At 64.0% G+C, this 24,982-nt stretch carries 18 protein-coding genes; 6 read left to right on the forward strand and 12 right to left on the reverse strand.

The features are described from left to right. The first annotated feature begins 5 nt into the window (after positions 1 to 5). Positions 6 to 863: an EamA family transporter gene (locus H7687_RS10720; RefSeq protein ID WP_183347113.1), complete on the forward strand. Its 858-nt coding sequence runs from the start codon at positions 6 to 8 to the stop codon at positions 861 to 863. Here H7687_RS10720 and H7687_RS10725 read toward each other — a convergent pair. The 9 genes from H7687_RS10725 to H7687_RS10765 all read right to left on the reverse strand — a co-directional run bounded on the left by H7687_RS10725 (position 860) and on the right by H7687_RS10765 (position 12,112). Further along, a complete protein-coding gene (locus H7687_RS10725) occupies positions 860 to 1,774 on the reverse strand; it encodes a carbohydrate kinase family protein (RefSeq protein ID WP_183347115.1) in 915 nt (304 codons plus the stop codon). The genes H7687_RS10720 and H7687_RS10725 overlap by 4 nt on opposite strands. A 95-nt stretch (positions 1,775 to 1,869) precedes the next feature. Further along, a complete protein-coding gene (locus tag H7687_RS10730) occupies positions 1,870 to 2,502 on the reverse strand; it encodes a prepilin-type N-terminal cleavage/methylation domain-containing protein (protein WP_183347116.1) in 633 nt (210 codons plus the stop codon). Beyond that, entirely contained in the window at positions 2,499 to 6,986 is a 4,488-nt protein-coding gene (locus H7687_RS10735) for a PilC/PilY family type IV pilus protein (RefSeq protein ID WP_183347117.1), read from the reverse strand. The genes H7687_RS10730 and H7687_RS10735 overlap by 4 nt, the downstream gene beginning before the upstream one ends. An 8-nt stretch (positions 6,987 to 6,994) precedes the next feature. Beyond that, positions 6,995 to 7,612, reverse strand: a complete 618-nt coding sequence (locus H7687_RS10740; protein WP_183347118.1) for a pilus assembly PilX N-terminal domain-containing protein — start codon at positions 7,610 to 7,612, stop codon at positions 6,995 to 6,997. Further along, on the reverse strand, positions 7,596 to 8,714 hold the full coding sequence (locus H7687_RS10745) for a prepilin-type N-terminal cleavage/methylation domain-containing protein (protein WP_183347119.1): 1,119 nt from the start codon (positions 8,712 to 8,714) through the stop codon (positions 7,596 to 7,598). The genes H7687_RS10740 and H7687_RS10745 overlap by 17 nt, the downstream gene beginning before the upstream one ends. A gap of 20 nt (positions 8,715 to 8,734) precedes the next feature. After that, positions 8,735 to 9,205 carry a type IV pilus modification PilV family protein gene (locus H7687_RS10750; protein WP_281376696.1) on the reverse strand — a complete coding sequence of 157 codons (471 nt, stop codon included), beginning with the start codon at positions 9,203 to 9,205 and terminating at the stop codon, positions 8,735 to 8,737. A 132-nt stretch (positions 9,206 to 9,337) separates the two neighbouring features. After that, positions 9,338 to 9,799 (reverse strand): RrF2 family transcriptional regulator, encoded by a 462-nt coding sequence (locus H7687_RS10755; RefSeq protein ID WP_183347121.1) that lies wholly within the window; start codon positions 9,797 to 9,799, stop codon positions 9,338 to 9,340. 10 nt (positions 9,800 to 9,809) lie between these two features. Continuing rightward, a complete protein-coding gene (locus tag H7687_RS10760) occupies positions 9,810 to 11,261 on the reverse strand; it encodes an SLC13 family permease (RefSeq protein ID WP_183347128.1) in 1,452 nt (483 codons plus the stop codon). A gap of 47 nt (positions 11,262 to 11,308) precedes the next feature. Next, complete coding sequence (locus H7687_RS10765; protein WP_183347130.1) at positions 11,309 to 12,112, reverse strand: hypothetical protein; 804 nt, start codon at positions 12,110 to 12,112, stop codon at positions 11,309 to 11,311. 401 nt (positions 12,113 to 12,513) lie between these two features. On the opposite strand from H7687_RS10765, the gene H7687_RS10770 reads away from it, so the two are divergent. The 5 genes from H7687_RS10770 (at position 12,514) to H7687_RS10790 (ending at position 19,833) form a co-directional block, all read left to right on the forward strand. Further along, positions 12,514 to 12,951, forward strand: coding sequence for a VOC family protein (locus tag H7687_RS10770; RefSeq protein WP_183347132.1), 438 nt, complete (start codon positions 12,514 to 12,516; stop codon positions 12,949 to 12,951). A 29-nt stretch (positions 12,952 to 12,980) separates the two neighbouring features. Beyond that, positions 12,981 to 14,300, forward strand: a complete 1,320-nt coding sequence (locus tag H7687_RS10775) for a putative sensor domain DACNV-containing protein (RefSeq protein WP_183347134.1) — start codon at positions 12,981 to 12,983, stop codon at positions 14,298 to 14,300. Between the two features lie 130 nt (positions 14,301 to 14,430). Then, positions 14,431 to 16,095 (forward strand): mucoidy inhibitor MuiA family protein, encoded by a 1,665-nt coding sequence (locus H7687_RS10780; protein WP_183347137.1) that lies wholly within the window; start codon positions 14,431 to 14,433, stop codon positions 16,093 to 16,095. Positions 16,096 to 16,142: 47 nt separating this feature from the next. Beyond that, positions 16,143 to 19,172: a BamA/TamA family outer membrane protein gene (locus tag H7687_RS10785; RefSeq protein WP_183347139.1), complete on the forward strand. Its 3,030-nt coding sequence runs from the start codon at positions 16,143 to 16,145 to the stop codon at positions 19,170 to 19,172. Between the two features lie 58 nt (positions 19,173 to 19,230). Beyond that, positions 19,231 to 19,833: a short chain dehydrogenase gene (locus H7687_RS10790; protein WP_183347141.1), complete on the forward strand. Its 603-nt coding sequence runs from the start codon at positions 19,231 to 19,233 to the stop codon at positions 19,831 to 19,833. Positions 19,834 to 20,066: 233 nt separating this feature from the next. On the opposite strand, the gene H7687_RS10795 is transcribed toward H7687_RS10790, so the two are convergent. From H7687_RS10795 to H7687_RS10805, 3 genes are all read right to left on the reverse strand, one after another. Beyond that, positions 20,067 to 20,591 carry a hypothetical protein gene (locus tag H7687_RS10795; protein WP_183347143.1) on the reverse strand — a complete coding sequence of 175 codons (525 nt, stop codon included), beginning with the start codon at positions 20,589 to 20,591 and terminating at the stop codon, positions 20,067 to 20,069. Positions 20,592 to 20,768: 177 nt separating this feature from the next. After that, on the reverse strand, positions 20,769 to 22,544 hold the full coding sequence (locus H7687_RS10800; protein WP_183347145.1) for a chitobiase/beta-hexosaminidase C-terminal domain-containing protein: 1,776 nt from the start codon (positions 22,542 to 22,544) through the stop codon (positions 20,769 to 20,771). A gap of 428 nt (positions 22,545 to 22,972) precedes the next feature. Further along, complete coding sequence (locus H7687_RS10805; RefSeq protein WP_183347147.1) at positions 22,973 to 24,955, reverse strand: PAS domain-containing hybrid sensor histidine kinase/response regulator; 1,983 nt, start codon at positions 24,953 to 24,955, stop codon at positions 22,973 to 22,975. Positions 24,956 to 24,982: the final 27 nt, after the last annotated feature.

The following is a 24,982-nucleotide window of genomic DNA, read 5'->3' on the forward strand; positions in this document are numbered from 1 at the left end:
AGACCATGACAACAGACCAGAAGCCGCACCTTCTGCGCACCTCCCTCATCACGGCGATCGCCCCCTGCATCTGGGGCAGCACCTACATCGTGACCACCCAGATGCTCCCCCCCAACCACCCGCTCACCGCGGCCCTGCTGCGCGTGCTCCCCATCGGTCTGGTCATGATCGCCCTGCAGCACCGCGCGCCTGCCGGGGAGTGGTGGGGGCGGCTGTTGTTCCTGGGGCTTTTGAACATCGGCGTCTTCCAGGCGCTGCTCTTCATCGCAGCCTACCGGTTGCCGGGCGGGGTGGCCGCTACCGTGATCGCGACGCAACCGTTGGCGGTCATCGTGCTGTCCCGGCCGCTTTTGGGCAGCACTCCGACGCGGCTCGCCTGGATCGCGGCCGGCACCGGAGTCGTCGGCGTTGCCCTGCTGGTGCTCACTCCGGCCGCCCGGCTGGACGCCATCGGCCTGACGGCGGCCTTTGCCGGCGCAGGGTGCATGGCACTGGGCACGGTTCTCACCAAGCGCTGGGCCGCAACGCCCCTTCCCATCGCCGCCTTTACCGGTTGGCAGCTGGTCTTCGGCGGTCTGTTCCTGCTCCCCTTCGCCCTGTTCTTCGAGGAGCCGCTCGCCGGTCTCACGGTGAAGAACGTGCTCGGCTACGCCTACCTGGGCATCTTCGGCACCGGCATCACCTACATGATCTTCTTCTGGGGCATCCGGCGCCTGCAGCCGTCCGCGGTTTCGCTTTTGGGGTTGTTGAGCCCGGTCATGGCCACCGCGCTCGGATTCCTGGTGCTGGGGCAGAGCCTTACGCCCCTGCAGATTGTGGGTGGGGTGTTGGTGTTGTGGAGTATCTGGACGGGGCAGCGCTAGGGCGCGCCCGAGAGGAAGGTTTCCAGCTCAGACAGGGTGGGCAAAGCAGCGCGGCCGCCCAGGGCGCGCGTATTCATGGCCCCGACGGCTGCCGCATAGCGGGCGGTCTCCTTCAGGGAGCAGCCGCGGGCCAGGGCGAACAGGAAGGCGCCGTGGTAGGCGTCTCCGGCGCCGGTGGTGTCGATCACAGGCTTCACCCGGAAGGCGGGCTGGTGGAAGCTCTCCCCTCCCCTGGCGTGGACCCGGCTTCCCGCCGTCCCCTCCGTGATCACCACAAGGCTCGGACCTGCGGCGAGCAGGGCTTCGGCGCCAGCGGCGGTATCGGCTGCACCGGTATAGGCGGCGGCGTACTCCGCCGCCACGATGCAGACCTCCGCTCGCGGCAACAGTTCGCGGTGCTCGGGGCGGAAGCGGTGCGCGCCCCCGTCGAAGGAGACGGTCACGCCCCCCTTCCTGGCGACGGCGGCCGCGTGCAGGGAGGCCTCCCAGTGGCGCCCGTTCAGGTGCAGTATCCTGGCGGCGCGGACCACGTCCTCCCGCACCTCCCGAGGTTCCAGTTCACCGCAATCTCCTGGCGAAAAGGCGATGACCCGGGCGCCGTCCTCCCTGCGCACCAGAATGGACGCGGTCGAGGAACGCCTCCCCTCGGCGACGATTATGCCTTCCGTGTTGACCCTTTCCACGGCGAACTCCGAGAGGATCATCCCGCCGAAGGGATCTCCCCCGATCCGGTCCAGCATCGCCGTTCTCGCGCCCAGACGCGCCGCCGCGACTATGGCGGTGGCGACCGGCCCTCCCCCCTGGATGGTCGAGGCGTGCGCCCGCTGGACCATCTCCCGTCCGGGAAGCTCGTCCACTATGAAGATGACATCGATGGTGGATACGCCGAGACCTGCGACGTCGAACGTCATGGCTGCCCCTCATTCGCCAAATGCTTTGAAATGTGAGGCACTATACGGCGAAGAGACTGTAAAAGTAAAGTGCCGCCGATGGGAGAACCGCCGGGCTATCGGACCAGTTGCCAGCCGCCGTCGCTCCAGCGGTACAAGAAGGGAACCCCCGCGGGGTTGATGGAAACGGCGCAGCTCTTGGCGCCGTTGGTGATGTACACGTCGGCGCTGCCGCTATCCTCGGTGAGAAACCCCTTGTCATCGAGGCGTGCGCATTGAAAGCCGGCCAGCAGAGGGGCGTCCGTCGCGGCGGGACAGGCGTTCTCGGAGAAGGTGGTCTGCGGCACCGAGCTGCTTTCGTTTCTTACCTCCCTCGTCACGGACGGGGCCGCGCCATACCACGCTCCGCCGAGGGTCCCATCCTCGAGCAGCGCGAATTCCGAAGGCTCTTTCAGCTTGTCCGCATCGGCGTCCAGCCACTCGACCACACGGTACCTCCTTGTCGAGGTGTTGACCGCCAGGTAGAGCCGTTTCGCGACCAGCTTTCCGTTCACCAGGTCGACCTGCCCCCCGGTGACCGCCCTGGTCTGCGCCCACTTGAACGTGTTCTGCAGGGTCGACGCCCTCTCCTCGAGTTTCGCGCCTTGGTACCACTCTATAAAGGGCCCCATCGACAAGGTCATAAGGGTCGCCATGATCCCAAGAACCACTACCAGCTCTACCAGGCTCAGACCGCGCTCGCTTCTCACATCTTTCTCCACCACAGGACTTTGTAGTTGTTGGACTTGTTCTTGGAGGCGCTGAAGTCCGTCTTCGATCCGATCTGCAGGATGCTTCCCTCTTCGGACGCCTTGAGCGGCGTGATATAGGCGTGCTTGCGGTCAAAGTCGAAACCGCCCACGTACCCTCCCGACTGCCAGTACCCTCCCCCTCCTATGAACATCACGTTGTTGATCCCTTGCGCCCCGTCGGGCTGCACCTTCAGGTCGATGACGACTATCCTGCCGTCGCTTTGCAGCGTCGACACGGTCTGGCTGTTGAAATAACTCCGGGCCGTGGCGACATAAACCTTCAGGTCGCCGGTTATCGCCGGCTTGGCCCAGACCTTCTCCTTCCCCTTGCCGGAAGCGCCGTCATAACCTGCCAGAGCCACCTTCTGCACAGCGACGGTTTCCGTCGCTCCGATCTTTATGATCTCGATCCTGTTCACAGTGGCGTCGGTCGGGCTGCCGTTGGAGGGGAAGTCGGCCCCGCCCGAGGCGAGCACGATGTAGTCCCGGTAGACCGAGACCGGGGCGCCGATGGGTTCCTTGGCGCCGGTGGCCACCCCGTTCTGGTTGCTCAGCTCCCAAACGGGCTGGATCGCCTTCCCATCTGTGGTGCGCAGCGCCCAAACCCTCCCCTGCATGTCCCCGAACACCAGATAGTCATAGGAGCCGTTGTTGTCGCGATCCATCAGAGCGGGGACGGCGGGGGTCTCGTTGATCCCCGCTGCATCGCCGGTGTAGGCGAGCGAGCGCTCCCAGACCACGTTGCCGGTATCGAGGTCCAGCGCGTAGGCGCTCAGGCCATACGCGCAGGCGCCGGAAGAATCGTCGGGCGCGCAAACCTTGTAGAGGGTCTCGCCGGGATTGCTGGAGGCGGGCTTCTTCCTGTCTATCCAGCTGGAAGTGAGAAAGACGAAGTTCCTGATCTCCTTTCCCACCTGTACGGAACCGATGGCGACCCCTTTCGAGGTTCCCATGTTGCAGTTCCTGGAACTGTCGGAGCAGCTCTTGTCTCCGGCGACGTCGTAGGTGTTCTCCCACAGGAGTTGGGGCGCGTAGGGATCGGTCACATCGAGCGCGAAGACGATGCCCCGGTTTTGGGAGCGCACCATCGCCGTCCCGACGAGCCGCGTCTTCCACTCCCATTTGCCGCAACTCCCCGTCGTGGAGCCGGCCCTGGTGCAGATCAAGAAATCACTGAGCGCGGGCGAACCGTCGACGGCAACCTTGGGCTCGAAGGAGGATTGGTTGGCGGGGTCGGCGTAGGACTGGTTTTTCAGCTGCGCCAGCATGGTGGATGGCAAAAAGGCCCAGATCTCCTTCCCCGAGCCGTTGCCCGCTTTGGTGTCCGGATAGCCTCCAGTTTCCGGGTCGAAGCTCCCAGCCCAGAAGGCGTGCAGCATGCCGTCGTCGGCGCCGGCGAAGACGACCCGGTCGCGGCGGTCCTTCCCGGCCGCGATGGCGGCGGAGGTAACGGCCGGGGCGGTCGCCTCGACGTACTTCGACTTCACCTTCAGCGCCGGAGTGGAATTCTCGATGGCCCATAACCTCTTTGGGTCCTCACCGCAACCGGTGGCGCCGGAACAGCTGGAGGTGCCGCCGCTGGAGGCGCCGGTGCGCCCCCTGACCGTGTTGATGGTTATCGCGGCCTCCGTGTCCGACCCCGCGCCGAGCTGGGCCTTCAAAATCGCCTTGGTTGAGGAGTCCAGCCTCGCGAAGGAGTCCGGGTCGAAGAGGACGCGGGTGGCCGAGCCTGGCAGGTTGGTGAAGATGTAGCGCGGTGACGTGGTGTCGGTGGCGCCGAGCGGGGCAGCGGGGAAGCCGGTGGCGCCGGCGGGAGGCATCGCGCCAGCCGCGTCCCAGACGGTCACCGCCTCCTCCCGGGAATCCGTGGGGACCTTGACCATCCTGAGATGCCCCCGGTAGCCCGGGTAATCGTAGCTCGCCCGGTAGAGGATGTTATCCTGCACGATCGGCTGCGTCTTCGTGTATTCGCTGCTGGAGCCGAGCTGGTACTTGAGCGCCAGGATGGTGTTGAGAACGTACTTGATGCCGCAGGTGTTGGAGCTGCCCCAGTTGATGGAACAGGAACTTAGATAGGGGCTGACATAGTAGGAGCAGATCCCCTTGCCGAGCAGGTAGCTCCAGCCGGCGGGGGGGGCGGGAGGGATGACGCCGCTGCAGGTCGCGGGGGACGAGTGGTTCGGTGTGCATACCGTCTCCGAGGTGGTGTCGTTGTAAACCGCGGTCAGCGTGCCGCTGCCGGGGAAGACGACCTGGATGTCGGTCAGCGTCACGTTGGCGCAGGAGCCGCCGCGCTTCAAGATGATGCCGCTCAGCGTGTTCGCCTTCCCGTCGTAGACCGCGGAGCGCAGGTCCAGGGTGAGGTTTCCCGAGGAGGCGACGGTTCCGGTCTGCAACGCGATGTCGTAGCTCGCGCTTACCTGGCTGCTCACGAAAGGCACGGTGACGGAAACGGTCTTGTTACCGCCGGCGGTGACGTTGCCCTGGAAGGTGAGGGTCAAGGAACTCGCGGGTGTGGTGGTCGAACAGCGCGCCGCGACGACGGGCGAGAGGCTGCTGGTCTGGTTGGGGGTGCAGAGGCTCTGCCGGTCGGGAACGGTCAGGTCCGCGATGTTCGAGAGTTTCACCCTGCCGAGGTCGCCATCGAAGGTGACGAAGAAATCGGTGATGCGCACGTCGTCGGTGGCGTTGGGATTGACGCTCGCGCAGGTCACGCCGGTGAGGCGGTTGGAGGCGGGGTCGAAGGTGGCGAACTCGGCGCTCAGTTCGAGGCTGCCGTTTTTGGCCCGGGTCCCGGTTCCCGTCGCCGGATCGTAGGAGACCTTGGGGCAGGTGAGCCCCTGGGTGCAGCCGCTGTGGACGACTTCGAGGTAAATGGGGCTTCCCGCCGGCAGGTACGAGTTGAACTGGAACTGCAGCGTCCGCCAGGGCGGAAAGCCGGAATCCCCGTCGCTGCTGCAGTTTATGAAGGAGTGCCCCGGCAGGTACACGACGTACCCCTGGGTGGGCGACCCGTTGATGCGCCCCCCCACCAGGTAATCGTAAAGGAAGTAGTTCGCCGCGCTCCCCTTGCCGGCGTCGTACGCCCCGCTGAGCTTGTTCGCGTCGTCGTGGATGAACCGGGTGAGTTGGCCCCCTACATAGCGCTCGTCCGCCGTGGTGCCGGGATCGTCGGCGAGCTCGGTGCTGAGGTAATGGTAGGACTTGACCAGGCTGGGACGGAAGTTGTGCACATGGCCGCCGGTGGCCTTGAAGCTCCACCCGCCGCACTGGGTCAGCCAGAAGGAGGGAAGTTCGTACTTGAAGTAGCCGGCGGAGCACTTCGAGCCGTCGGAACAGCCGCCGTTGGTCTCGATCCTGGGAAGGGCGACGTCCGCGCCTATGGTGAACCCTCCCGCGCTGCCGACACTGACGCCGCCGCTTGCCGACCCCTCCATGCTCTCTATCGAGGCGCACTCGAAGAGCCCGGAGTTGCCGCGCTCCAGGAAGTTCCTTATTTTCCGGATCACCGCCTGCTGCTCGGCGACGGTGGGCCGCCCCCCCTCCCAGTTGTCGGAGACCAGCCAGTGAGGCGCCCAGAGCAGTTGGAAGGGGGCCGTGATGTCGGGCTGCCGCGCCGTGCAGGAGGAGGGGACTGGATCGTCCAGGCACCCGGCCAGGATGTCCCTGGCTCCTACGTGCTGGAACATCGCCTTGGTCCAGGCTGACGCTCCTGCGGCCCTGATGTAGCTGTCCAACACCTCGCTGGCCCCTTCGTTGAGGACGGCGATCTTGGGAGGCTTGCCGATCAGGACCTTGTCCACGTTGCCGGTGAAGGGGATGTTGGCCCGGTGCAGCTTCACAGAGGGGAACTTGGCCCTGACGATCTCGAACTCCGCCGCGGTCAGGTCGTTGACGTCGATGACGAAAGGTCCGCCGGCGTAAGAGATGGAGGTGGCGGCGCCCGAATCGGCCTTGGTGACGTAGTTGCTGATCGGCGCGACCGTACCCTCCCTGGTGCTGTTGTAGATGGTGACCATGGGGCTCGCGGCGGTGGCGGAGTTATCCGTCAGCTTGAGGTCCGGGGCGTTCGGGTCCTTTTTCCCGTCGTCAATGATCCAGTAGACCCTGATCTGCTTGCAGTAACCGAAAAGCATCTTCTGCAGGGGCGCCGATCCATCGTTGTTCACGCACTGGCCCGACCGCTGTCCCGTGTCCAGCAGTGCGTAGAGCATCCCGAACATCTGGAACAGCGACTTGTCGTTCTTGTTCGGGTCGCAGTAGTTCGCCCGCGTGACGGTGGCGGTATCGTTGTTCGGCTGCCAGCATGAATCGGAGGCAAGGATGTAAGAGCCTGCCCCGAAGCTGCGCGTGGTCCCAAAGGCGTCGCCGGCGCAGGCGAGAAGAAGCAGCAGGAGCATCAAGACCGGAGCGCCGAGTGTCGTGTAGGGAAGACGGTTCATGTCTCATCCTAGAATCTGGCGCGGACCTGGCCGGCGTCAGCACCGAGAGTTTCTCCTGAAAGCCCTTCGCGTGTCCCTCCCTGCCCCAGTTGCTTGTAGTCGCCGCCGACGGGTTTGGTGAAGATGAGGCCGGCATCGACGACGGTCTTCGAGCCCCCCTGCTTCTCCGAGACGACCACAACGTTCAGGACGGTAGGGATGTTCGTTGTCTTGGCCAGGACCTTGTAACTGTAATTGTCAGTGCCGTTGTGGCTCACGCTACCGCGCAGGTCCAGCTTGTACCTTTCTCCCGCGACGACGATTTCGGGCATGGATTTCGAGAACACGGACTTGATGTCGTACGATATGTCCGTGAACTGATCGGTGTTAACCCCAGCCATGCACGCCTCCCAATGGGGAGGAACGCAGTCCTTGGCCAGCAGGAAGTATCGCGCCTGGTTCAGGCCGATCTGGGCCGTGTAGACACTTTGGCTCTTCACCATGCGTCCCCTGGTCCCTATCGAGAAAAGGCCGACCCTGAAAGACAGGGCGATTACCACCAGGGTCAGAAGCAGGGTGATCATGAGCGCGGTGACGAGGACGATGCCCCGTTCGCCGGACAGCGGTCCTTTAATTGATAGAGGCAAGATTCTTCACCTCCACGGTCTTGTGTAGCAGCACGCGCCGGTAGTGGTCGCGGTACGGCCCCAGGGTGATCCGCCCGTCTTTCGTGCCAAGGGTGTAGATCCTGTCATCGGTGTAGCCCGCGTCCGGCTTGTCCGCGCGCAGCAGCAGCCATGCGGAGACGGTCCTCACCTCCGAAAGGGAAGCCGGGAGTGGCCCGGTCACCATGGTGTTGGAAACCGGGTCGAGGACGGAGAACTCGAATCTGACTCCGTCCACCCCGCCGCTGGCGCCACCCGAGTCGCTGGCTGGTATCAGGTCGGCGCTGACGTCCGGCCCGCAGTCGCACCCACTGTCCCAGCCGATGCGCCTGAAGGATCGGCCGACCACCGCATATCGGTACATGCGCACCGCGTACACGGTGGACCCGTCGGGGATGTCCTGCTGGATCGGTTCCCTGAAGGTGAGAGTCGTGCCCGCCGAGGCGAGCGAATAGTAGAGTTGCGAAGCGCTCCCCGCGACGTCGGAGCCCGACATCCTGAGGGAATCGAAGGTTACCAGGGAACGGCCGTTTTCGGCCGGAGTCGGGCCCAGGGCGATCCCGCGGTAGCAGGAGTCCGGGGCGCTCACCGTTACGGAAGCCCCTCCAGTGTGGGATTGGCACCGAGTGGCGAGGTAATAGTCTATCCGGTCGTTGTTGTGACCGGAAGGATCACCGGAGGAACAGTCCTTCTGCGCCTCGCTCCCCCCGGGCGTGAAGAGCTGCCGGCAGGAGGCCGAGTCGGAGATCTCAACGGGTCTCGAGGTGAGAAACGTCAAGGTGTCATACGGATTGCCGCTGGTGTGAGAGAGGGTCGGTGATTTGGAGGGCAAAGCCGCGCCGTTTCCGTTGTCGGCGCCCGGGCAGTAAGGTATCTGGGCGTCCGGCCCGAGCAGGAACCCGATCATCCGCATGTCCTCCTCCAGGTAGGAAAGTACCCGTTGCCCCTTCTCGGCGAGGCTGTTGTCGACGCTCACCCGGTTGACCTGACTCGTCACCGCGCTGAAGGTCGCATACATCGCCGTGGAGACAGCGGTGAAGATCAGCACGGAGACTATGAGCTCGACTAGGGTGAATCCCGCCATCGGTCCTCGTCCGGCCGTCATCAGAAGGTTCCCATGGTGCAGAAGGAGCAGGACCTGATCTTGCCTCTGTACGGGTAACGCACCACGCAGGTGAAGATGACCGGCTTGGGATAGACCACGAGGTCCGGCACCTGGGAGATGTTGAACGTCCTCTGAAACTGGGCCGACTTGTCATCGGTCACCGCCCCGTCCGCTGTCACGTACTCGATGGAACTGGTGTAAGTCGTGCCGCTTCCGAGGTAATGTTCCACGGCGTCCGGGGGTAGAGAAGCAAGCTCCTCGACCTTTTGCACGGCGACCTCTTTGGCCTTGCTTCTCAGGTGCACCGCACTGTTCTCGTCTAGGCTGTTCCAAAACAGCGGCAGTATCGCGAGAGCGCTGATAGTGACGATCAACATCGCCACAAGGACCTCGACGAGAGTGAAGCCTCGCTGTGAAAGAGTGGATTTCGCACTGGAAACAGCTATGCGTGCCGTCAGTCGGGTTCCCACGGCAAAATCTCCGTCCGGCTAGACATTTGAGACGATCCGTAGATATTAAATATATTTAAGATAGTGTCAAGGGGAGCTTTTGAGGGGGGATGTGGTGTGGTAATCACGGGGTGCGCGGGCACGAAAGATTGATCAGATGCAGAAATCCAGCACGTCCTCCTGGCGCGCTCCCGCTTCGTCCACCTTCATCAAGACGTCCGCGAGTGTAGTGCCGTCCAGGATGCGCGCCATCTCGTCGCGCACGTCCTTCATGACCAGCCGGATGCCGCAGGTCGCCTCGTTGCCGCACTCGGTGCACCTGGCGTAGGCCATCTCGCTGACGCAGGGGACCGGCGCCAGCGGCCCTTCCATGATCCGGATCGCCTGCCCGAAGGTGACCTTCTGGGGCGGCCGTCCCAGGTAATACCCCCCGCCCCTCCCCTTGCGGCTCTGCAGGATGCCGCTGTTCTTCAGGGTGAGCAGGATGTTCTCCAGGAACTTCTTGGGGATCTTCTCGTCCCGGGCCAGGTCCGCGATCAGGATCGGCCCCTGGTCGTACTTCTGTGCCAGGTATATCAGGGCCTTCAGGCCGTACTTCGTCTTCTTGGATATCATGCTTTTCCTCTTATATCTTCAGCCCGAGCACGGGCCAGATGAACAGAACGGATCCCATGAACAGCAGCCACGAGATGGCCATGACCACGGCGCCTGCCACGATGATGTCGCGGCTTTTGAGGTACCCGGAGGCGTAGGCGATGGCGGTGGCCGGGGTCCCCATGGGGAGGCAGTAGGCAAGGCCCGCCGGCAGCGCAATGGACAGCGTCATCACCTTGGGGTCCATCCCCGTGGTCTGGCACAAACCCATCCCGACCGGCATCAGGATCGCCACCACCGCCGCATGGCTGATGCACTCGGTGACCAGGATGGCCACCAGCGAGATGACGGCGATCACGGCCAGCGGTGAGTGCGCGTGGTCGCCCATCCCTTTTTTCACCACCCACACCGCCGCGCCGGTCTTCTCCAGGGCCGAGGCAAGCGCGATGGTGCCGCCGTACATGAGGATTATGCCCCAGTTGACGTACTCCTCGATCATCTGCCAGGAGATCACCTTGAAGGTGAACAGAGCGGCCGCCCCCAGGATGGCGATGGCGGCGAGCCCGGTCTTCTCGCCCAGGAACATCCAGCAGGCGACGGTGACCACCATGACCAGCGCGGTCAGGATCTCGTCGTAACTGATCTTCCCCATTTCCAGGCGTTTGCCGTTGAGAAACTTGAGTCCCACGTCAACGTCGTCCAGGTCGGGCGGGAAGAACCTGAGCAGTATGGCAAACCCCAGCACCAGGAGCGGCAGCACGATCATGCAGGCCGCCGTGGACCACTCGATGAAGGAGAAATGAAGTCCGGTCGCCTCTTTGAGCAGTCCGGCCGCCAGCGGCGCGCGCGCCCCGCCCAGGAAGGTGGCGATGCCGCCGATGATGCATCCCCAGGCCATGGACATGAACAGCAGGCGCCCGAAGTTGCTCTTCCCCTTCTCCAGTTGCAGGGCGGTCGCCAGTTCGGTCACCACCGGGAAGAGCATAGCGGCCACGGCGTGCTCGCTCATGATGAAGGAGAGGAACGCGGAGAGCAGGAACACCGTCAGGGCGAGCCGGGTGGGCGTTCTGCCGAACTTTGCCAGCATGGCGCGCGCGAGGCGGGCGGAGATGCCGGTACCGGTTAAGGCGGCGGCGAGGATGAAGGCGCCCAGGATGAAGAAGACAGACTCGTTGCCGAACATGGAGTAGGTCTTCTTGGCGTCCATGATGCCCAGGAGGGGCAGCATCACCATGGAGAGCAGCGCGGTCACCGCGATGGGAAGGAGTCCGGATATCCAGAAGAACACCGTCGCCCCGAAGAGCACCAGCGAGCGGTACCCCTCGACGGAGAGCCCCTCGGGCGGGGCCAGGCGGATCAGGAAGCCGATCACCAGGGCGACGGCGGCCATCACCTGGTAGCGCGCGGTACGGTCCAGCACGATGAGCCACAGGGGGCGGTTGTCGATTTTTAGCGGTTTGTCCAGGAAGTGCTTTGATTCCATCGGTTGACGGGTGCCCTCGTTGCTCGATTTCATGACCGGATCCCTAATTAGAGACCGGAGGATTCGTAAGATTCTGCCACTTCTTTCACGCGCAGCAAGCGCCGGAGATCGGAACCGGCCAGGAGCCTGCGGTCCTCGATGCTGTCGATGAAGCCGCGCAGGATCCCCTTGGGAGATGCGGGTGCAAACGGGGAGACCAGGAAAATGAGCGGCAGCAGCGGCTTGATGAGCGCCCTCTTCTGCTGCCAGCCCCGCTGCAGGTGGTTGAAAACCTTGGTGAGCTGCTCCGGCGGGAGAGCGGCGGCTTGCGCTGTCAGTTGCACCAGCGGCACGATGTCGCGCTCCAGCAGCGCGTCGATACCGGCCACGGTGGCGCCGGCCGGCTCGCAGCCGGCATCGAGCGAGGAGACCACGGACCAGCGCGGGAAGACGGCCCGGGCGCTATCGAGCGAGCGCAGGCGCGCCTCGAGATGCCAGCCGCACTCCCTGGAACGGGCATGGTCATAGGCATGCAGCGGGATGTCGAGGATGTCCACCCCGGCGGCGTAGGCGCGCTCCACCAACTTTTGCGAAGGACAGAAGTCGACCCTCCCCACCAGGTAGGCGTTGAAGTTTTTCTTGATCAGCCGGGCGAGGTTTTCGGCCCGGGCAAAGCGCTCCTCGTCGCCAAAGGTGAGGTGAAAGAGCGCCGCGTTGCTCTGGAAATGGCTGTCGTACAGCGTCTCTATGGTCTGACGCTCCGGGAGATCCCCCCCCACGTAGAAGACGTTGGCTTCCCGCCGCAGTTCGTCGGGGGAATACGGGGAGGTCCGGCCGACGAGCTCCCGCATTTTCTTCTGGTCAATCCTCATGGGTGCTGCTCCCCCTGGCAATCCAAGATACATCACGACGCTGTGCGATTTTAGCAACCTTACGTAAATTAACCAAAACAGTCAACAAAAAATACTGCATTACCCACCATTATACTAGAGTAATCTGAAAGGCATATCTTTCCGTGCACTTGCCCCATCAGGGAAAGTATGAGACCACCCTATTGACACTCCCGTTCGGCGCCTTTTTGCACCGACTGAAGAGCTGAATCCATTCTCATTGACTTGCCGTCACGGACGCGCTATAGAAAGTGAGCGCCGCGACAGGCGGCAACGAAAGGTAAGCAGCCGAAGATACAACGTTGCGCAACGTCGAAAGGTTGTTATCCTCATTAACCGTTCACTCACCGGCTGTCGCCCCTGCGGCGGCCGACAAGGCTCTCATGATATCTCGCATCGATCATCTCAACATCGTGGTACGCGACCTGGAAGCGGCCACCGCCTTTTTCGCGCTGCTCGGCTTTACCCCCGGCATCAGTTCCGCCCTCGACACCGGGTTCCTCGAGAAGCTGACCGGCGTGCGCTGCGCGGGAGGCAGGTTCACCGCCCTGCACCACCCCGGTTCCGACCTTTCCATCGAACTGTTGCAGTTCGACGCCGGCGGTGACCCCGACGCCGGCGTCGGCATCGCCAACCGCATCGGCATGCGCCACCTGGCCTTCGCGGTCACCGACATTGACGCCGAGGTGGCGCGGCTGCGCGGCCACGGCGTGCAGTTCATCGGCGAGGTGCAGGTCTGGCAGAAGACCGGGAAAAAGCTGATTTATTTCCACGGGCCGGAAGGGATCCTGTTGGAACTCGCCCAGTACCCGAACCAGTAACCAAACCGACACGAGGGCTGCCGCCGGCCATGCCGATCAAGAACAAGACCCCGCGCCACCTGGCCGAATTCGTCTGCACCGAACTGCGCAAGCGCAAGGCGGTTGTGCCTGACGACCAGGTCATCATCGAGCTCATGGAGACCATGTACTACTCCAGCCTCCGCACCGAGGAGTCGGAGCCGGTACTGTTCCACATGGTCTTTCTCGACCCGAGCCAGCCCGACCCGAAGCCGCCGCGCAACCCGGCGCGGGACCGCTGGAGCTACATCCCCTTCGCCGACCCCATCCCCTTCACCGTCTCCAACGTGGTGAAGATTGCCAAATCCACCGACCTGCGCACCTCTTCCTTCGTGATCTGGCCGGACCAGCTGGACCAGCTCTACATCTGGGGACTGGTCGACCAGCAGAACCGTTTCCACAAGTTCCTGAACCGCTCGGCAGAGGTCGAGGTGGAGCGCCCGGGCGTGTTCCAGGCCAGCGTCGAGGGGATCGGCATCATCGCCGTCTACATGCGCTACGAGAAGGTGGCGGAACTGAGGGTCAACGAGGTGATCCGCCACTCGCTGGACCTGTTTCGCGAAGGGCCGGTGCGCGAACTGTTGGCGCCGGGGATGGACCGGTTCCTCCAGGGGGTGCGCAGCCACATCCCCGACGACATCTACCAGGCCCAGGGGGCCGGGGACGAACTGCACGCCCAGCAGTGGATCTCCGTGCTGTGCCGGATCCTGCTCAGGATCCAGAAGATCAAGAACGGCGGGGCCATCCTTATTACGCCGCAGATCACCCCGGACGACCTCAACGTGAAGTACGGCATCAACTACGACCGGCTGCCGACCTCGCTGCAGTCCAACGCCGTCAGCAAGATCAAGTCCGACTACCTGGAACGGCACCTGCTCGGGCACGGCGACGCCCGGCCGAAGGAACTTTCCGCGGACCAGTTCCAGCAGTTGCGGCGCCTGGAGAAGGAACTGCGGGCCAACAAGAACGAGATCGACGGGGTGATCTGGTTCATCGCCCTGTTGACGCGGGTGGACGGGCTGGTGGTGATGGACCCGAACCTGGTGGTGCGTGGTTACGGCGTGGAGATCAAGAACTGGCAGGAGCCGGACCAGGTCTTCATCGCCACCGACCGCCTGGGGAGCGAGGCCAAGCTGCGCCCGGTCAGTTACAACCACTTCGGGACCCGGCACAGGTCGATGATGCGCTATTGCTGCCAGAACCCCGGCAGTCTCGGTTTCGTGATCTCACAGGACGGCGAGGTGCGGGTCATGACCATGCTGGGCGAGCGCCTGGTGATGTGGGAAAACATCAAGCTGAAGTACTACAGTTACGCCTCCAAGAAAAAATGACGCCACACGTGCTCAAGCGTCCCCACCTTTGCGAAGGGGGGACAGGGGGGATTTTGCTGCTGCGCAACCAAAAGCAAATCCCCCTAAATCCCCCTTCGCAAAGGGGGACTTTAACTACCCGAGGTTCACTATGAAAATGAGGATGATCCCCCTCTCCCTGTTGCTGCTCCTTAGCTCTGCCCTCGCCCTCGCGGCGCCGACCACCACCCAGACCGCGTCCTCCCGGATCGCCGCGGTGACCGTCTATGCCGACAGCGCCCAGGTCACCCGCCAGGCGAGCGTCGCCCTCAAGGCGGGAACCAACCTGGTGACGCTGGAAAACCTGCCCCGGCTCATGGCCGAGGAATCGCTTAGGGCAGAGGGGAAGGGAGCCGGACGTGCCCGTATCGCCGGCATCACCGTGAAGAACGTCTTCCTCGACCGCAGCAAGGATCCGCGGGTGCGCGAGCTCGAGGACGAGATCGCCCGGCTGAACCGGAAGGTGGAAGCGATCGAGGCGCGGCGCAAGGCTCTCGCCGCCCAGCGCGCCTTCGTTGATTCCATCCGGGTCGGCTGGGGCGAACGCATCTCGAAAGAACTGGGGCTGGGCAAGCCTACCGCTGCGGAACTCTCCGAGGCGGTCCGTTTCGTGGGTGACAACACCGGTAAGATCGAGGAAGAGCTCTACGACGCCGAGGCCGCCAAGAAGCCGCTCCAGGAGCAGATCGCGGCACTCAAGAAGGAGCTGGCGCAGTACCGTGCCGAGCCCCTCAAGGAGGTGCGCTCGGTCCAGGTAGCCATCGAGGCCGAGCGCGACATGAAGTTCGATCTCGACCTCAGCTACCTGGTGGCCCAGGCCAGTTGGCTCCCCGCCTACGACGTGCGCCTGGCACCCGACGGCAAGGAGGCACTTCTCACCTACCGCGCCCAGGTCTGGCAGCAGACCGGCGAGAACTGGCCGCAGGTGAAACTCACCCTCTCCACGGCGAGCCCGGCGGCCGGCGGCGGCGCTCCCGAACTGGCGCCGTGGCGCATCTCCTTTTACGAGCCCCCGCGCCCCATGCCGTACCTCTCGCGCAACAAGATGGAACTGGGCGCAGCGGCGCCGGCCGCGCCGCCGCCTCCCGAAGCGACCGTCGCCGGCGCCCCCGCCGAGGATCGCATGGAGCCCGCTGGCTTCGTACCTGCGGAGGTCGCCCAGGGATCGACCTCGGTCCAGTTCCAGGTGGCGCAACCGGTCGACGTCCCCACCGACGGCACCCGCGCCGCCAGCGTCATCGCCGCCGAGACCGTTCCCGTCAGCGCGGAGTACGTCACGGTGCCCAAGCTCTCCCCGCGGGTGTACCTCAAATCCACCGTGGTCAACCGCACCCCCTTCCCGCTGCTCTCAGGCGAGGCGAGCATCTTCAACGATGCCGTCTTCGTCGGCAAAAGCCATCTGAAGACGGTAGCTTCCGGCGAAGAGTTCGACCTTTACTTCGGCAGCGACGACCAGGTGAAAGTGAAGCGCGAAGTGGCACGGGTCAAGAAGAAAGGCGGCATCATCAGCGGCAGCAGCGTCACCTACCACGTCACCATCGAGCTGGAGAACTTCAAGCAGCGACCGATCACGGTGTCCCTCAAGGACCAGCAGCCGCTGCCGGGCAACGCGGAGATCAAGGTCGCCGTGGAAGACGCCGCCCCGAAACCCTCGGAAACCAAGGAAGACGGGACCCTGGTGTGGAAGCTGGAACTTGGCCCCTCAGAGAAGAAGAAGGTCTCCTACGACCTGGTCATCGAATATCCCAAAGGAAGGGAACTGGTCGGGCTCGAATAGCCGATCTGCGCCGCCGGACAACCTCAACCGTTTTAGAAGGGAACTGCATGAAATCGTTATGTCTTGCCGTCGTTGCGCTGTTATGCCTGGTATCCGTCTCTCATGCAGCAAAGTTCGACACCTCGTTCCGGTACTCCACCGTTGAGACCAGGCACTTCTCAATCCACTACCACCAGGGACTGGAAGGGGTGGCCGGCAGGGCCGCCGGGATGGCCGAAGATATCTACGACAAGCTGACCCGGGAGTTCCAGTGGCGACCGGCCGAAAAGACCCAGGTGGTGCTGATCGACGACAGCGACTTCACCAACGGCCTCGCCATCACCATCCCCTACAACACCATCTACCTTCAGGTGGTCCCTCCCGGCGTCTCCTCCACGCTCGGGGAGTACGACGACTGGCTCAGGACGCTGTTCACCCACGAGTTCGCGCATATCGTTTCCGCCGATCCCGCACGCGGCTACTCCAAGGTGACCCGCACTATCTTCGGCAAGCCCCTTCCCTGGATGGATCCCATCTCGGTCGTGCTCTTCCTGGTCACCGCGCCTCCCAACACCTTCCTGCCGCGCTGGTGGCACGAGGGGATGGCGACCTGGGCGGAAACCAAGTACACCGGCCAGGGACGCGGCAAGAGCAGTTATTACGACATGATCTTCCGCAGCGCCGTCGCCGAGGACAACCTCCCCACGGTGGACCAGATCAACGGTGACGTGCCCGACTGGCCCTCCGGGCATCTACCCTACATCTACGGCTACCGCCTGCAGCGCTACATCGCCGACACGTACGGCAACGACGTCGCCGGGAGGCTCGCCCTCGGGCATGCGGGACGCTTCCCCTACACCATCAGCAGCCCCGCCAAGGAGAACTTCCAGGGCAAGAGCTACCGCGAGGTGTACCGGGACATGATTGCGTCGCTCAGGGACGAGCAGTCGGCGCGCATCGCCCTCCTGTCCCGGCAGCCGTTCACCCCGCTCACCACCGTCTATGACCAGGGCGAGAACCTGGCGTCGCCGCGCTTCTCGCCGGACGGCATCCGCATCGCCTTCACCAGGCGCGATCCGCGCGACCACACCACCGTCGTCGTTACCGATGCCTCCGGCCGTAAGGTAACCGAGTTCAGGCGCCAGTTGTCCGACGGCAGCCTGAGCTGGTCCCCCGACGGCAGGAGTATTTATTTCACCCAGGCCGAGGTCACCCGCGGTTTCGACCTGTACCAGGATCTCTACGTGCACGACCTGGAGCGTGACTGCACCAGGCGGCTCACCAAAGGGGAGCGCCTGGGAGAGGTCCAGGCAGCACCGGACGGCAAGTCGTTCGTGGCCGTAGCCAGCAGTCGCGGCAGTCAAAACCTGGTGCTGCTCGGTGCCGACCTGCCGGGAGGAAACCCCGTCCCGGTGCCGTTGACCTCCTATTCCGAAGAGCGCGTCTCCGGCCCACGCTTCTCTCCCGATGGTCGCGCCATCTGTTACGTCCTCACCGACAACGCCGGGAGCAGCACTCTCAGGATCTACGATCTGGTGCAGAAGACCGACCGTCCCCTGTTCACTGTGGGCAACACCCTCGCCTACCCCGCCTGGGCAGCCGACGCTTCCGTCATCTACTACGTCTCCGACGAAACCGGCGTGTTCAACGTCTTCGCCTATGACCTGCGCGACGGCAAGAGCTACCAGGTGAGCCACCTTTTGACCGGCGCGCTGCAGCCCGAGCCCGCGCCCGACGGGAGCCGCCTGCTGCTGGCCAGCTATACCTCCCGCGGCTTTAAGATCGCCCAGATGCGTATCGACCGCAGCGAGTGGCGCGAGCAGCGTGGTCCCTCCCTCCCCCAGACCCGCGCCCTCCCCGCCGCCACGTTGCAGGCAGCCACCGCCCCCGCAGCCCCCGCAGCCAGCGCCCCCGCAGCCCCGGCAGTCTCGGCAGTTTCCCCTGCCCCCACTGCCGCTGTTTCTTCGGCTTTGCCGGTTCAGGTTTCCCAGAACTCCCAGTCCTCCCAGGTTTTAAGCAGCGCCAGCTACACCCCCCTCCCCACCCTACTGCCCCGCTTCTGGCTCCCGCGCCTCTACGCCGACGGCCCCGAGGGGACCGTGGTGGGCGCCTTCACCGCCGGTGCCGACGTCCTGGGCTACCACAGCTACGCGGTCAGCGCGGCCTACAGCAACGAACGCAAGAGGGGCTACTACACCCTCCTCTACAACAACGACTCCTTCTACCCGACCCTGACCCTGCAGGCCCACGCCGAGCCGTTCCTGTATGCGGACCTGTACCAGAACGGCAACGACTACTGGGAATTGAACCGGGGCGTCTCGGTACAGGCATCCATCCCGATCAACCGGCTCGAGTCCCACTACCGCCTGCTGGCAGGCTATGAGATCGTGGACCAGAAGGCGCTCAGCACGCTGAGCCCCGACGGCACCCTTTACGGCGTCCCCGTCTTCCAAGGGCGGCGCGACAACGTCTTCGCCGGAATCGACTTCGACGACGTGCTCAAGTACCCCTACTCCGTCAGTTCCGAGGAGGGGAGGCGCATCTCGCTCCTCTACCGCTACTACGCGCGCGACCTGGGGAGCGACATCAACCTCTCCGAGTACAGCGCCACCTACGAGGAGTACCTGCGCCTCCCCCTGGCGTCGCCCCGGCACCAGGTGCTCTACCTGCGCCTTTCCGGCGCCCTCGCCGACGGCGACCTGCAGTACGGACAGGAGGCCTTCCAGATGGGCGGTCCCCCCTCCGACCTGAACAAGTTCCCCCTGCGCGGCTACCCGGTGCGCTCCATGGCCGGCAAGTACATAGCCACCGGCACCCTGGAGTACCGGGCTCCCATCATGTACCCGCTGCGCGGCTTCGGTACCGTCCCGGCCTTCGCGGAGAAACTCCACGGCGCGCTCTTCGTCGACGCCGGCCAGGTCTGGGACGACCGCAGGTCCTTCCACGGCGACGAGACCCGTATCGGCGCCGGGTTCGAGCTGCGTGCCGACGTGACGCTCGGATACTGGGTCAAGGTGACCCCGGCGCTGGGATACGCCCACGGCTTCAACAAAGGGGGGGAAGATCAGATATACTTCACGCTGTACCTCGGCCTCTAGCCGGGCCTGGCCCGTCGAGCCCGGGGACGCCACAGCGCCAACAGGGGAGGACAGGCTTATGAAGATCATAGTGGTAGGAGCGACGGGGACCATCGGCAAGGCAGTGGCCAAGCTTTTGGCAACCGAACACGAGGTGGTCAAGGTCGCTTTCAGAAGCGGCGATCATCGGGTCGACATGTCCAGCAAGCAGTCCATCGAGAAGATGTTCCAGGAGGTAGGGCCGTTCGACGCCCTCGCCTGCGCAGCCGGCGTGGCGCACTTTGGTCCCCTGGCGGAACTCTCCGACGAGGACTTCCAGACCGGGCTGTCGGGGAAACTCATGGGGCAGGTAAACCTGGTCCGGGTGGGGATGAACTACATCAACGACAACGGCTCCTTCACCCTCACCAGCGGGGTGTTGAGCCATCAGCCCATGCCGGGGAGCACCTCGATCAGCATGGTCAACGCGGGGCTGGAAGGGTTCGTGCGGGCCGCGGCGCTGGAAATGCCGCGCGGCATCAGGATCAACGTGGTGAGTCCTCCCTGGGTGAAGGAAACCCTGGAAGCGCTGGGGATGGACACCTCCGGCGGCATGCCCGCCCAGCAGGTGGCCCAGGCGTACTGGGCCAGCATGCACGGTACGCGCAGCGGCGTGGTGATCAACGCGAGAGATTTCACCTAGCCTTTCCGGCCAATGCCGGAGTATTCTGAACGGCCGCTCCCCCACGGGACGCGGCCGTTTTTACTTTGTCCCCCCCCTCTGCCTCCGGGAGAGGGGCAGGGGTGAGGGCGCCGCGATCTGCAGCCACTCGCCCGATCAGCACCCCTCACCCGCCCTGCGGGCACCCTCTCCCGTAGGGAGAGGGAACACGGTCTAACCCGTGCAGAGCATGCAACGTCGTGCTGAGCCGCCCGTTAGGATGCCGGCTTTTGCTCCGGTTTGGGCCTGTTCTTCTCGTGCAGGTACCGGTGCAGCTCCTCAAGCGAAGCGGCCTTGCCCAATTGGGCCAGCATCTCCTGCTGATCGATCACGTTGAGCTTCTTCTCCAGGGCCGCCTCGATGCTCCCACCAACGTGAATGGTGTTCTCCACCGCCTGGGGCGGCTTCTCTCCCCGGTCCCCAACCACGTAGAAGAACTTCAGGTACGGGTTGAAGCGCATCGCCTCGGGGAGCACCGCGCGCAGCATCTCCAGCGGCACGTTCTTACCGATCCAGACGGCGCAGTTACTCTGCTGGTCTGCCACCCACATGTTCTTGGGTGGAATCACAGTGCTGTATCCCCTCTCCTTCAGCAGAGCGGCCAGATCACTGCTTTTTCCCACGTCGGCTATCTCGACGGCGTAGCCAGCGGAGGCGGCGGCCCGTGATGCCGACGGAACGGCGCTTAAGGCAGAGGCCAGGACTATGACCAGAAAGAGGCGTGTGGCGAAGTGTAACATCATTCCCTCCTTGAGACGGTTCGCCGGTTGCGAATCCAACAGGTTCAGAGACGGGTCGCACTAGCGGCGGAAAGCTGTAAGCAGTTCCGGCAAGGAAGTGGAAGCCCGAAGAGGCGGGTGCCCCCGGGGCACCCGCCATGGTGTTTCAAGATGTCCAAATCGTCGGAAGTCGCTACATCAGGGCATGGTCAGACCGCGCTCCGGACGCGAGAAGGTGTGGCACCAGGAGCAGTCAAACCCTTTGCTGAGGGAGTGGCTGTGGATCCTGGTGTAGTCGCCAGGAGTCTTCTCGCGGTGGCACTGGATGCAGACCACCGAGGTGGGTGCCTTCAGCGCGTACCCAATACCCTTGAGGTTGACGGTGGTGTTTTCGTGGCAACCGGCGCAACCCATTACCGAACCAGCCGGCTCGACCTGGTGGTTCAGGACCTGGAACTCATCGGTCAGCACGGTGGTGTAGGGAGTGGTGGTCGGCAGCCCCATGTAGGCCATGCCGTCCTTAACCGCCTGGTCATAGTTGGCAGTGGAGAAGAAGGTGCCCACCTTGAGCGCGATCAGCTTGCCGTTGGCCATGGGCTGGTGAGAGGTCTTGTACTTGAAGGGGAAGAGCTTGGTCCCGACGGGGCCGTTGATGGCACCGTTGGGACGAGAGATCTTGTAGGCACCGGTGGCCGGGTCGAGCACGGCGGCATCGCCGACGTTGCTGCCCCAGGAGGTGCCGTCCCAGAAGGCGTACTTGGGTACCTGATTGCCGGCCATGACGTGCTCGGGCTCATAACGGCCGAGGGTTGCATTCCACACGGCCGGGGCGCTCCAGTCGCGGTCCATCTCGGTCTGGAAGCCGCGTGCGTAGGTCTTGATGTGGCAGCTCTGGCAAGCAACGCGGCCGACGTGATGGTAGACGTCAGCATTGACGTGGCCGGTGCTGGTGGTCTTGGTCGGGTGGCAGGTGGTGCTGGAGCAGTTGAGATCGGTGCTGCTGTCCTGCGGGCGGAGATCGGAACCGCGGCCGATGACCCTGTGGCTGGTGAAGGTGTGGCAGGACTGGCAGGCCATGTTGCCGCCGCCGGTAGCCATGTGGGCGTCGTCCGCCGGGTTGGAGAAGGTCACAGTGGCAAGAGCGAGGTCCCCGCGCTTGACGCCGTCGCCGCCGCCGGCCTTCGCATGGCAGGCGCCCAGGCAGTTCTTACGGGCCGGCTTGATGTTGGCCTTCTGCACCACAAGGTTCATGTCCAGACCGGCAGCCGGCTCGAACAGACCGGTGGTCGCGTTGCGTACGCGGCTGTAGGGCGCGTTAACCGTGTCGTTGTGGCAGATAAGGCAGTCGATGTTGCTGGGGGTAAGCGTGGAGGTGGGACGGGCACCGGCGCCAACGTGGCAGGCGGCGCAGGGATTCCAGGTCCCCTCAATGTTGACGCAGTAGGCGTTCATGGAACTGGAGCCGTCGGTGGCGTCGATTTTGCCCTGGGTCGAGGGCCCGGTGGTCATCTCGGATGCATCCCCCTTCCACTGGTAGTGCACGGAGCTGTGCACGGCGCTGGCGCGCCCGGAGTGGCAGGTGGAGGTGCTGCACATGCCGTAGCCGGTCCAGGTCAGGGTGGCGTGGGTGGAGGGAGGGGCGCCGATGGTGTAGGTCTGGGTCTTCACGGTCTCCAGGTTCCCGGCGGTGTCCTTGGAGAAGTACTTCAGCGTCTTGGTGGTGCTGATGGTCAGGGGGGCACTGTAGACGGTCGAACTGGTGGTCGGGGTGGTGCCGTCGGTCGTGTAGTAGGTGGTTGCCGGCTCGTTGACCGAAAGGGTCACGGTGACGGCGCTGGTGAAGGTCCCCCCCAGGGGCGATGCGGTGGTGGTCGGCGCGGTTCTGTCGGCGACCGGTTTGCCCGCCATCGCTACCGGCACGGCAAGTGCCAGGAGCATGGCGAGGCAGGTGAGTGCTGCTAACAGTTTTTTCATCTTTGCTACCTCCTTTTGAGTGATGCTGAGGGAAATATCCCACCCATTGGGGTAAACCACTCAGCTTGAATAACGGCGTGCAGCTGTGAAACTGCCTGGCACCACCAGACGCAGCGCTTAGATCTGGCCGTGATATCCGCTGGTTAACTATCGCACCGCCAGGCTCGCCAACGTGAATTTCACGCAGCCGGTGGGCAGTTACCCCCAATATCAGCATCAACCGTTCCACTCAAAAATCGAATTATTGGAATATAAAACAAAAAATCCACCCCCGGTTCTGAGGGTGGATTCAGCAAAAACGTCTTAAGTCACATCGCTAGCTGGACAATTCTTTCCAGCCGTCGCCGTTAATTCCCGCACGCTTTATGCGAAAATAAAATAAGAATAAATCATTTTAATGCAAAAATCGCTTATCACGGGTGGGGCATTTAGCGCTCCAGCACCTCGCGCACCTTGCGCAGCAGCTCCATCGGCTGCACCGGCTTCATGATCAGTTCGACCCCTTCCTTCATGCCGCGGCTCTGGATGAAGTCGGCGGTGTAGCCTGAAGTGAACAATACCTTGGCCCGGGGCTGGATCTTCTTGATCTCCGCGTAGGCCTCGATGCCGTTTTTCCTGGGCATGATGATATCCATCAGCACCAGCTCAATCCCGTCCTGTTCCGCCTGGAAGCGATGCACCACCTCCTCCCCGTCTTGCGCCAGGATCACCTGGTAACCGTGCCTGCTCAGCACCATGTCCACCAGGTTGCGCACGTTGGGGTCGTCCTCGGCGACCAGGATCCTCTCGGAGCCGGTCTGCGGCACTCCCTGCTGGGCGAGCACCGGCTGCAGCGCCGCGCCTCCCTCGACCAGGGGGAGTTCGATGGTGAACACGGTTCCCTGCCCCGGGGTGCTGCTGAGCGAGATGTTCCCCTTGTGCTGCTGCACGATGCCGTACACGATGGCCATACCCAGTCCGGTCCCCTTCCCCACCTCCTTGGTGGTGAAGAACGGTTCGAAGATCCTGCGGCTGGTTTCCTCGTCCATCCCTTCGCCGCTGTCGGCAACGATGATGACCGCCTGCTTGCCGGCGGGATCTCCATTGCCGCGGCCGTCGCGCAGCCCGGTGGCTATGGTGAACACCCCTCCCCCGGGCATGGCGTCGCGGGCATTGGCCGCCAGGTTGACCAGCACCTGCTCGATCTGGGCCAGATCGACCTGCACCGGCAGCGGCTCGGGCAGGATTTCGGTCTTGAGTTGGATGTCCTCGCCGATGACGCGCCTCAGGAACTGCTCGACGTGGCGCACGATCTCGCCCAGGTCGCAGCGCTGCGGGCTCATGGCCTGCTTGCGGCTGAAGGCGAGCAGCCCGCGGGTCAACTGCGCGGCCCGCTCGGCCGCCGCGGCTATCTGGTCTGCCAGTTCGTAGTGGGCGCTCTCCGAGGTGAGGTCCATCTTGAGGATGTTGGCGTAGCCGGCGATGACGGTGAGGACGTTGTTGAAATCGTGCGCGACCCCGCCGGCTAGTTGCCCCACCGCCTCCATCTTCTGGGCCTGGCGCAGCTGCTCTTCCATCAACTGCCGCTCGGTCATGTCCGTGATCGCCCCCGACATGCGCACCGGCTCACCGGCCTCGTCCCATTCCGCCTGCCCCCGGCAACGCACCGTCAGGTATTCATCGCCCCTGGTTCTCAGCCTCAGTTCCAGGTCGAAGGGGGTCTGGCCCAGAAAGTGCGCGCACAGGGAGTCCTGGACTCCGGGCAGGTCCTCGGGGTGCAGCCGGGAAAAGAAGGTTTCCGGGCGGTTTGGCAGTTCGTCGTCGGCGAAGCCCAGAAGCTCCTTCCAGCGGGGCGAGTAGTAATAGTCGCCGCTGACCAGGTCCCAGTCCCACAAGCCGTCGCTGGTGCCGCGCACCGCGCGCGAGTAGCGGGCCTCGTTCTCCACCAGGCGCCCCAGGTGCCCCTGGAGTTCCTGGTTCGCCTCGGACAGCTGCGCCGTACGCCGCTGCACCAGCGCCTCCAGGGAATCGCGCTCCCGGCGCAGTGCGTCCTCGGAGCGCTTGATCCTGACCATCGCCCTGATCTGCGCCACCAGTTCCGCCTCGTCGAAGGGCTTGGAGAGGAAGGCGTCGGCGCCGCACTCGAGCCCCATGACGCGACAGGCGGAGTCGCTTCGGTGGGCGGTGACCAGGATGACCGGGATGTGCTGGGTCGCCGGGGAGGCCTTCAGGCGGCGGGTGGCCTCGAAGCCGTCCATACCCGGCATCTGGATATCGAGCAGGATCGCGTCCGGCGCCTCCATCCCGGCGCGGCGGATGCCGTCCTGCGCCGACTGCGAGGTGATCAGCTGCGCCTCGGGGAGGAAGGTCTTCAAAAGCGCGCTCAGGGTGAGCAGGTTGTCCTGGTTGTCGTCGATGGCAAGAAGCTTCATCTCAATGATCCTTTCGGGATGGCCGCT

This window comes from Geomonas paludis (assembly GCF_014193585.1).
In the GTDB taxonomy this organism is placed as follows: Bacteria; Desulfobacterota; Desulfuromonadia; order Geobacterales; family Geobacteraceae; genus Geomonas; species Geomonas paludis.

Coding starts and splice junctions, on each gene's coding strand:
- H7687_RS10720 (WP_183347113.1), top strand. CDS start 6: ATGACAACAGACCAGAAGCCGCACCTTCTGCGCACCTCCCTCATCACG.
- H7687_RS10725 (WP_183347115.1), bottom strand. CDS start 1,774: ATGACGTTCGACGTCGCAGGTCTCGGCGTATCCACCATCGATGTCATC.
- H7687_RS10735 (WP_183347117.1), bottom strand. CDS start 6,986: ATGAACCGTCTTCCCTACACGACACTCGGCGCTCCGGTCTTGATGCTC.
- H7687_RS10745 (WP_183347119.1), bottom strand. CDS start 8,714: ATGGCGGGATTCACCCTAGTCGAGCTCATAGTCTCCGTGCTGATCTTC.
- H7687_RS10755 (WP_183347121.1), bottom strand. CDS start 9,799: ATGATATCCAAGAAGACGAAGTACGGCCTGAAGGCCCTGATATACCTG.
- H7687_RS10760 (WP_183347128.1), bottom strand. CDS start 11,261: ATGGAATCAAAGCACTTCCTGGACAAACCGCTAAAAATCGACAACCGC.
- H7687_RS10765 (WP_183347130.1), bottom strand. CDS start 12,112: ATGAGGATTGACCAGAAGAAAATGCGGGAGCTCGTCGGCCGGACCTCC.
- H7687_RS10770 (WP_183347132.1), top strand. CDS start 12,514: ATGATATCTCGCATCGATCATCTCAACATCGTGGTACGCGACCTGGAA.
- H7687_RS10775 (WP_183347134.1), top strand. CDS start 12,981: ATGCCGATCAAGAACAAGACCCCGCGCCACCTGGCCGAATTCGTCTGC.
- H7687_RS10780 (WP_183347137.1), top strand. CDS start 14,431: ATGAAAATGAGGATGATCCCCCTCTCCCTGTTGCTGCTCCTTAGCTCT.
- H7687_RS10785 (WP_183347139.1), top strand. CDS start 16,143: ATGAAATCGTTATGTCTTGCCGTCGTTGCGCTGTTATGCCTGGTATCC.
- H7687_RS10790 (WP_183347141.1), top strand. CDS start 19,231: ATGAAGATCATAGTGGTAGGAGCGACGGGGACCATCGGCAAGGCAGTG.
- H7687_RS10795 (WP_183347143.1), bottom strand. CDS start 20,591: ATGTTACACTTCGCCACACGCCTCTTTCTGGTCATAGTCCTGGCCTCT.
- H7687_RS10800 (WP_183347145.1), bottom strand. CDS start 22,544: ATGAAAAAACTGTTAGCAGCACTCACCTGCCTCGCCATGCTCCTGGCA.
- H7687_RS10805 (WP_183347147.1), bottom strand. CDS start 24,955: ATGAAGCTTCTTGCCATCGACGACAACCAGGACAACCTGCTCACCCTG.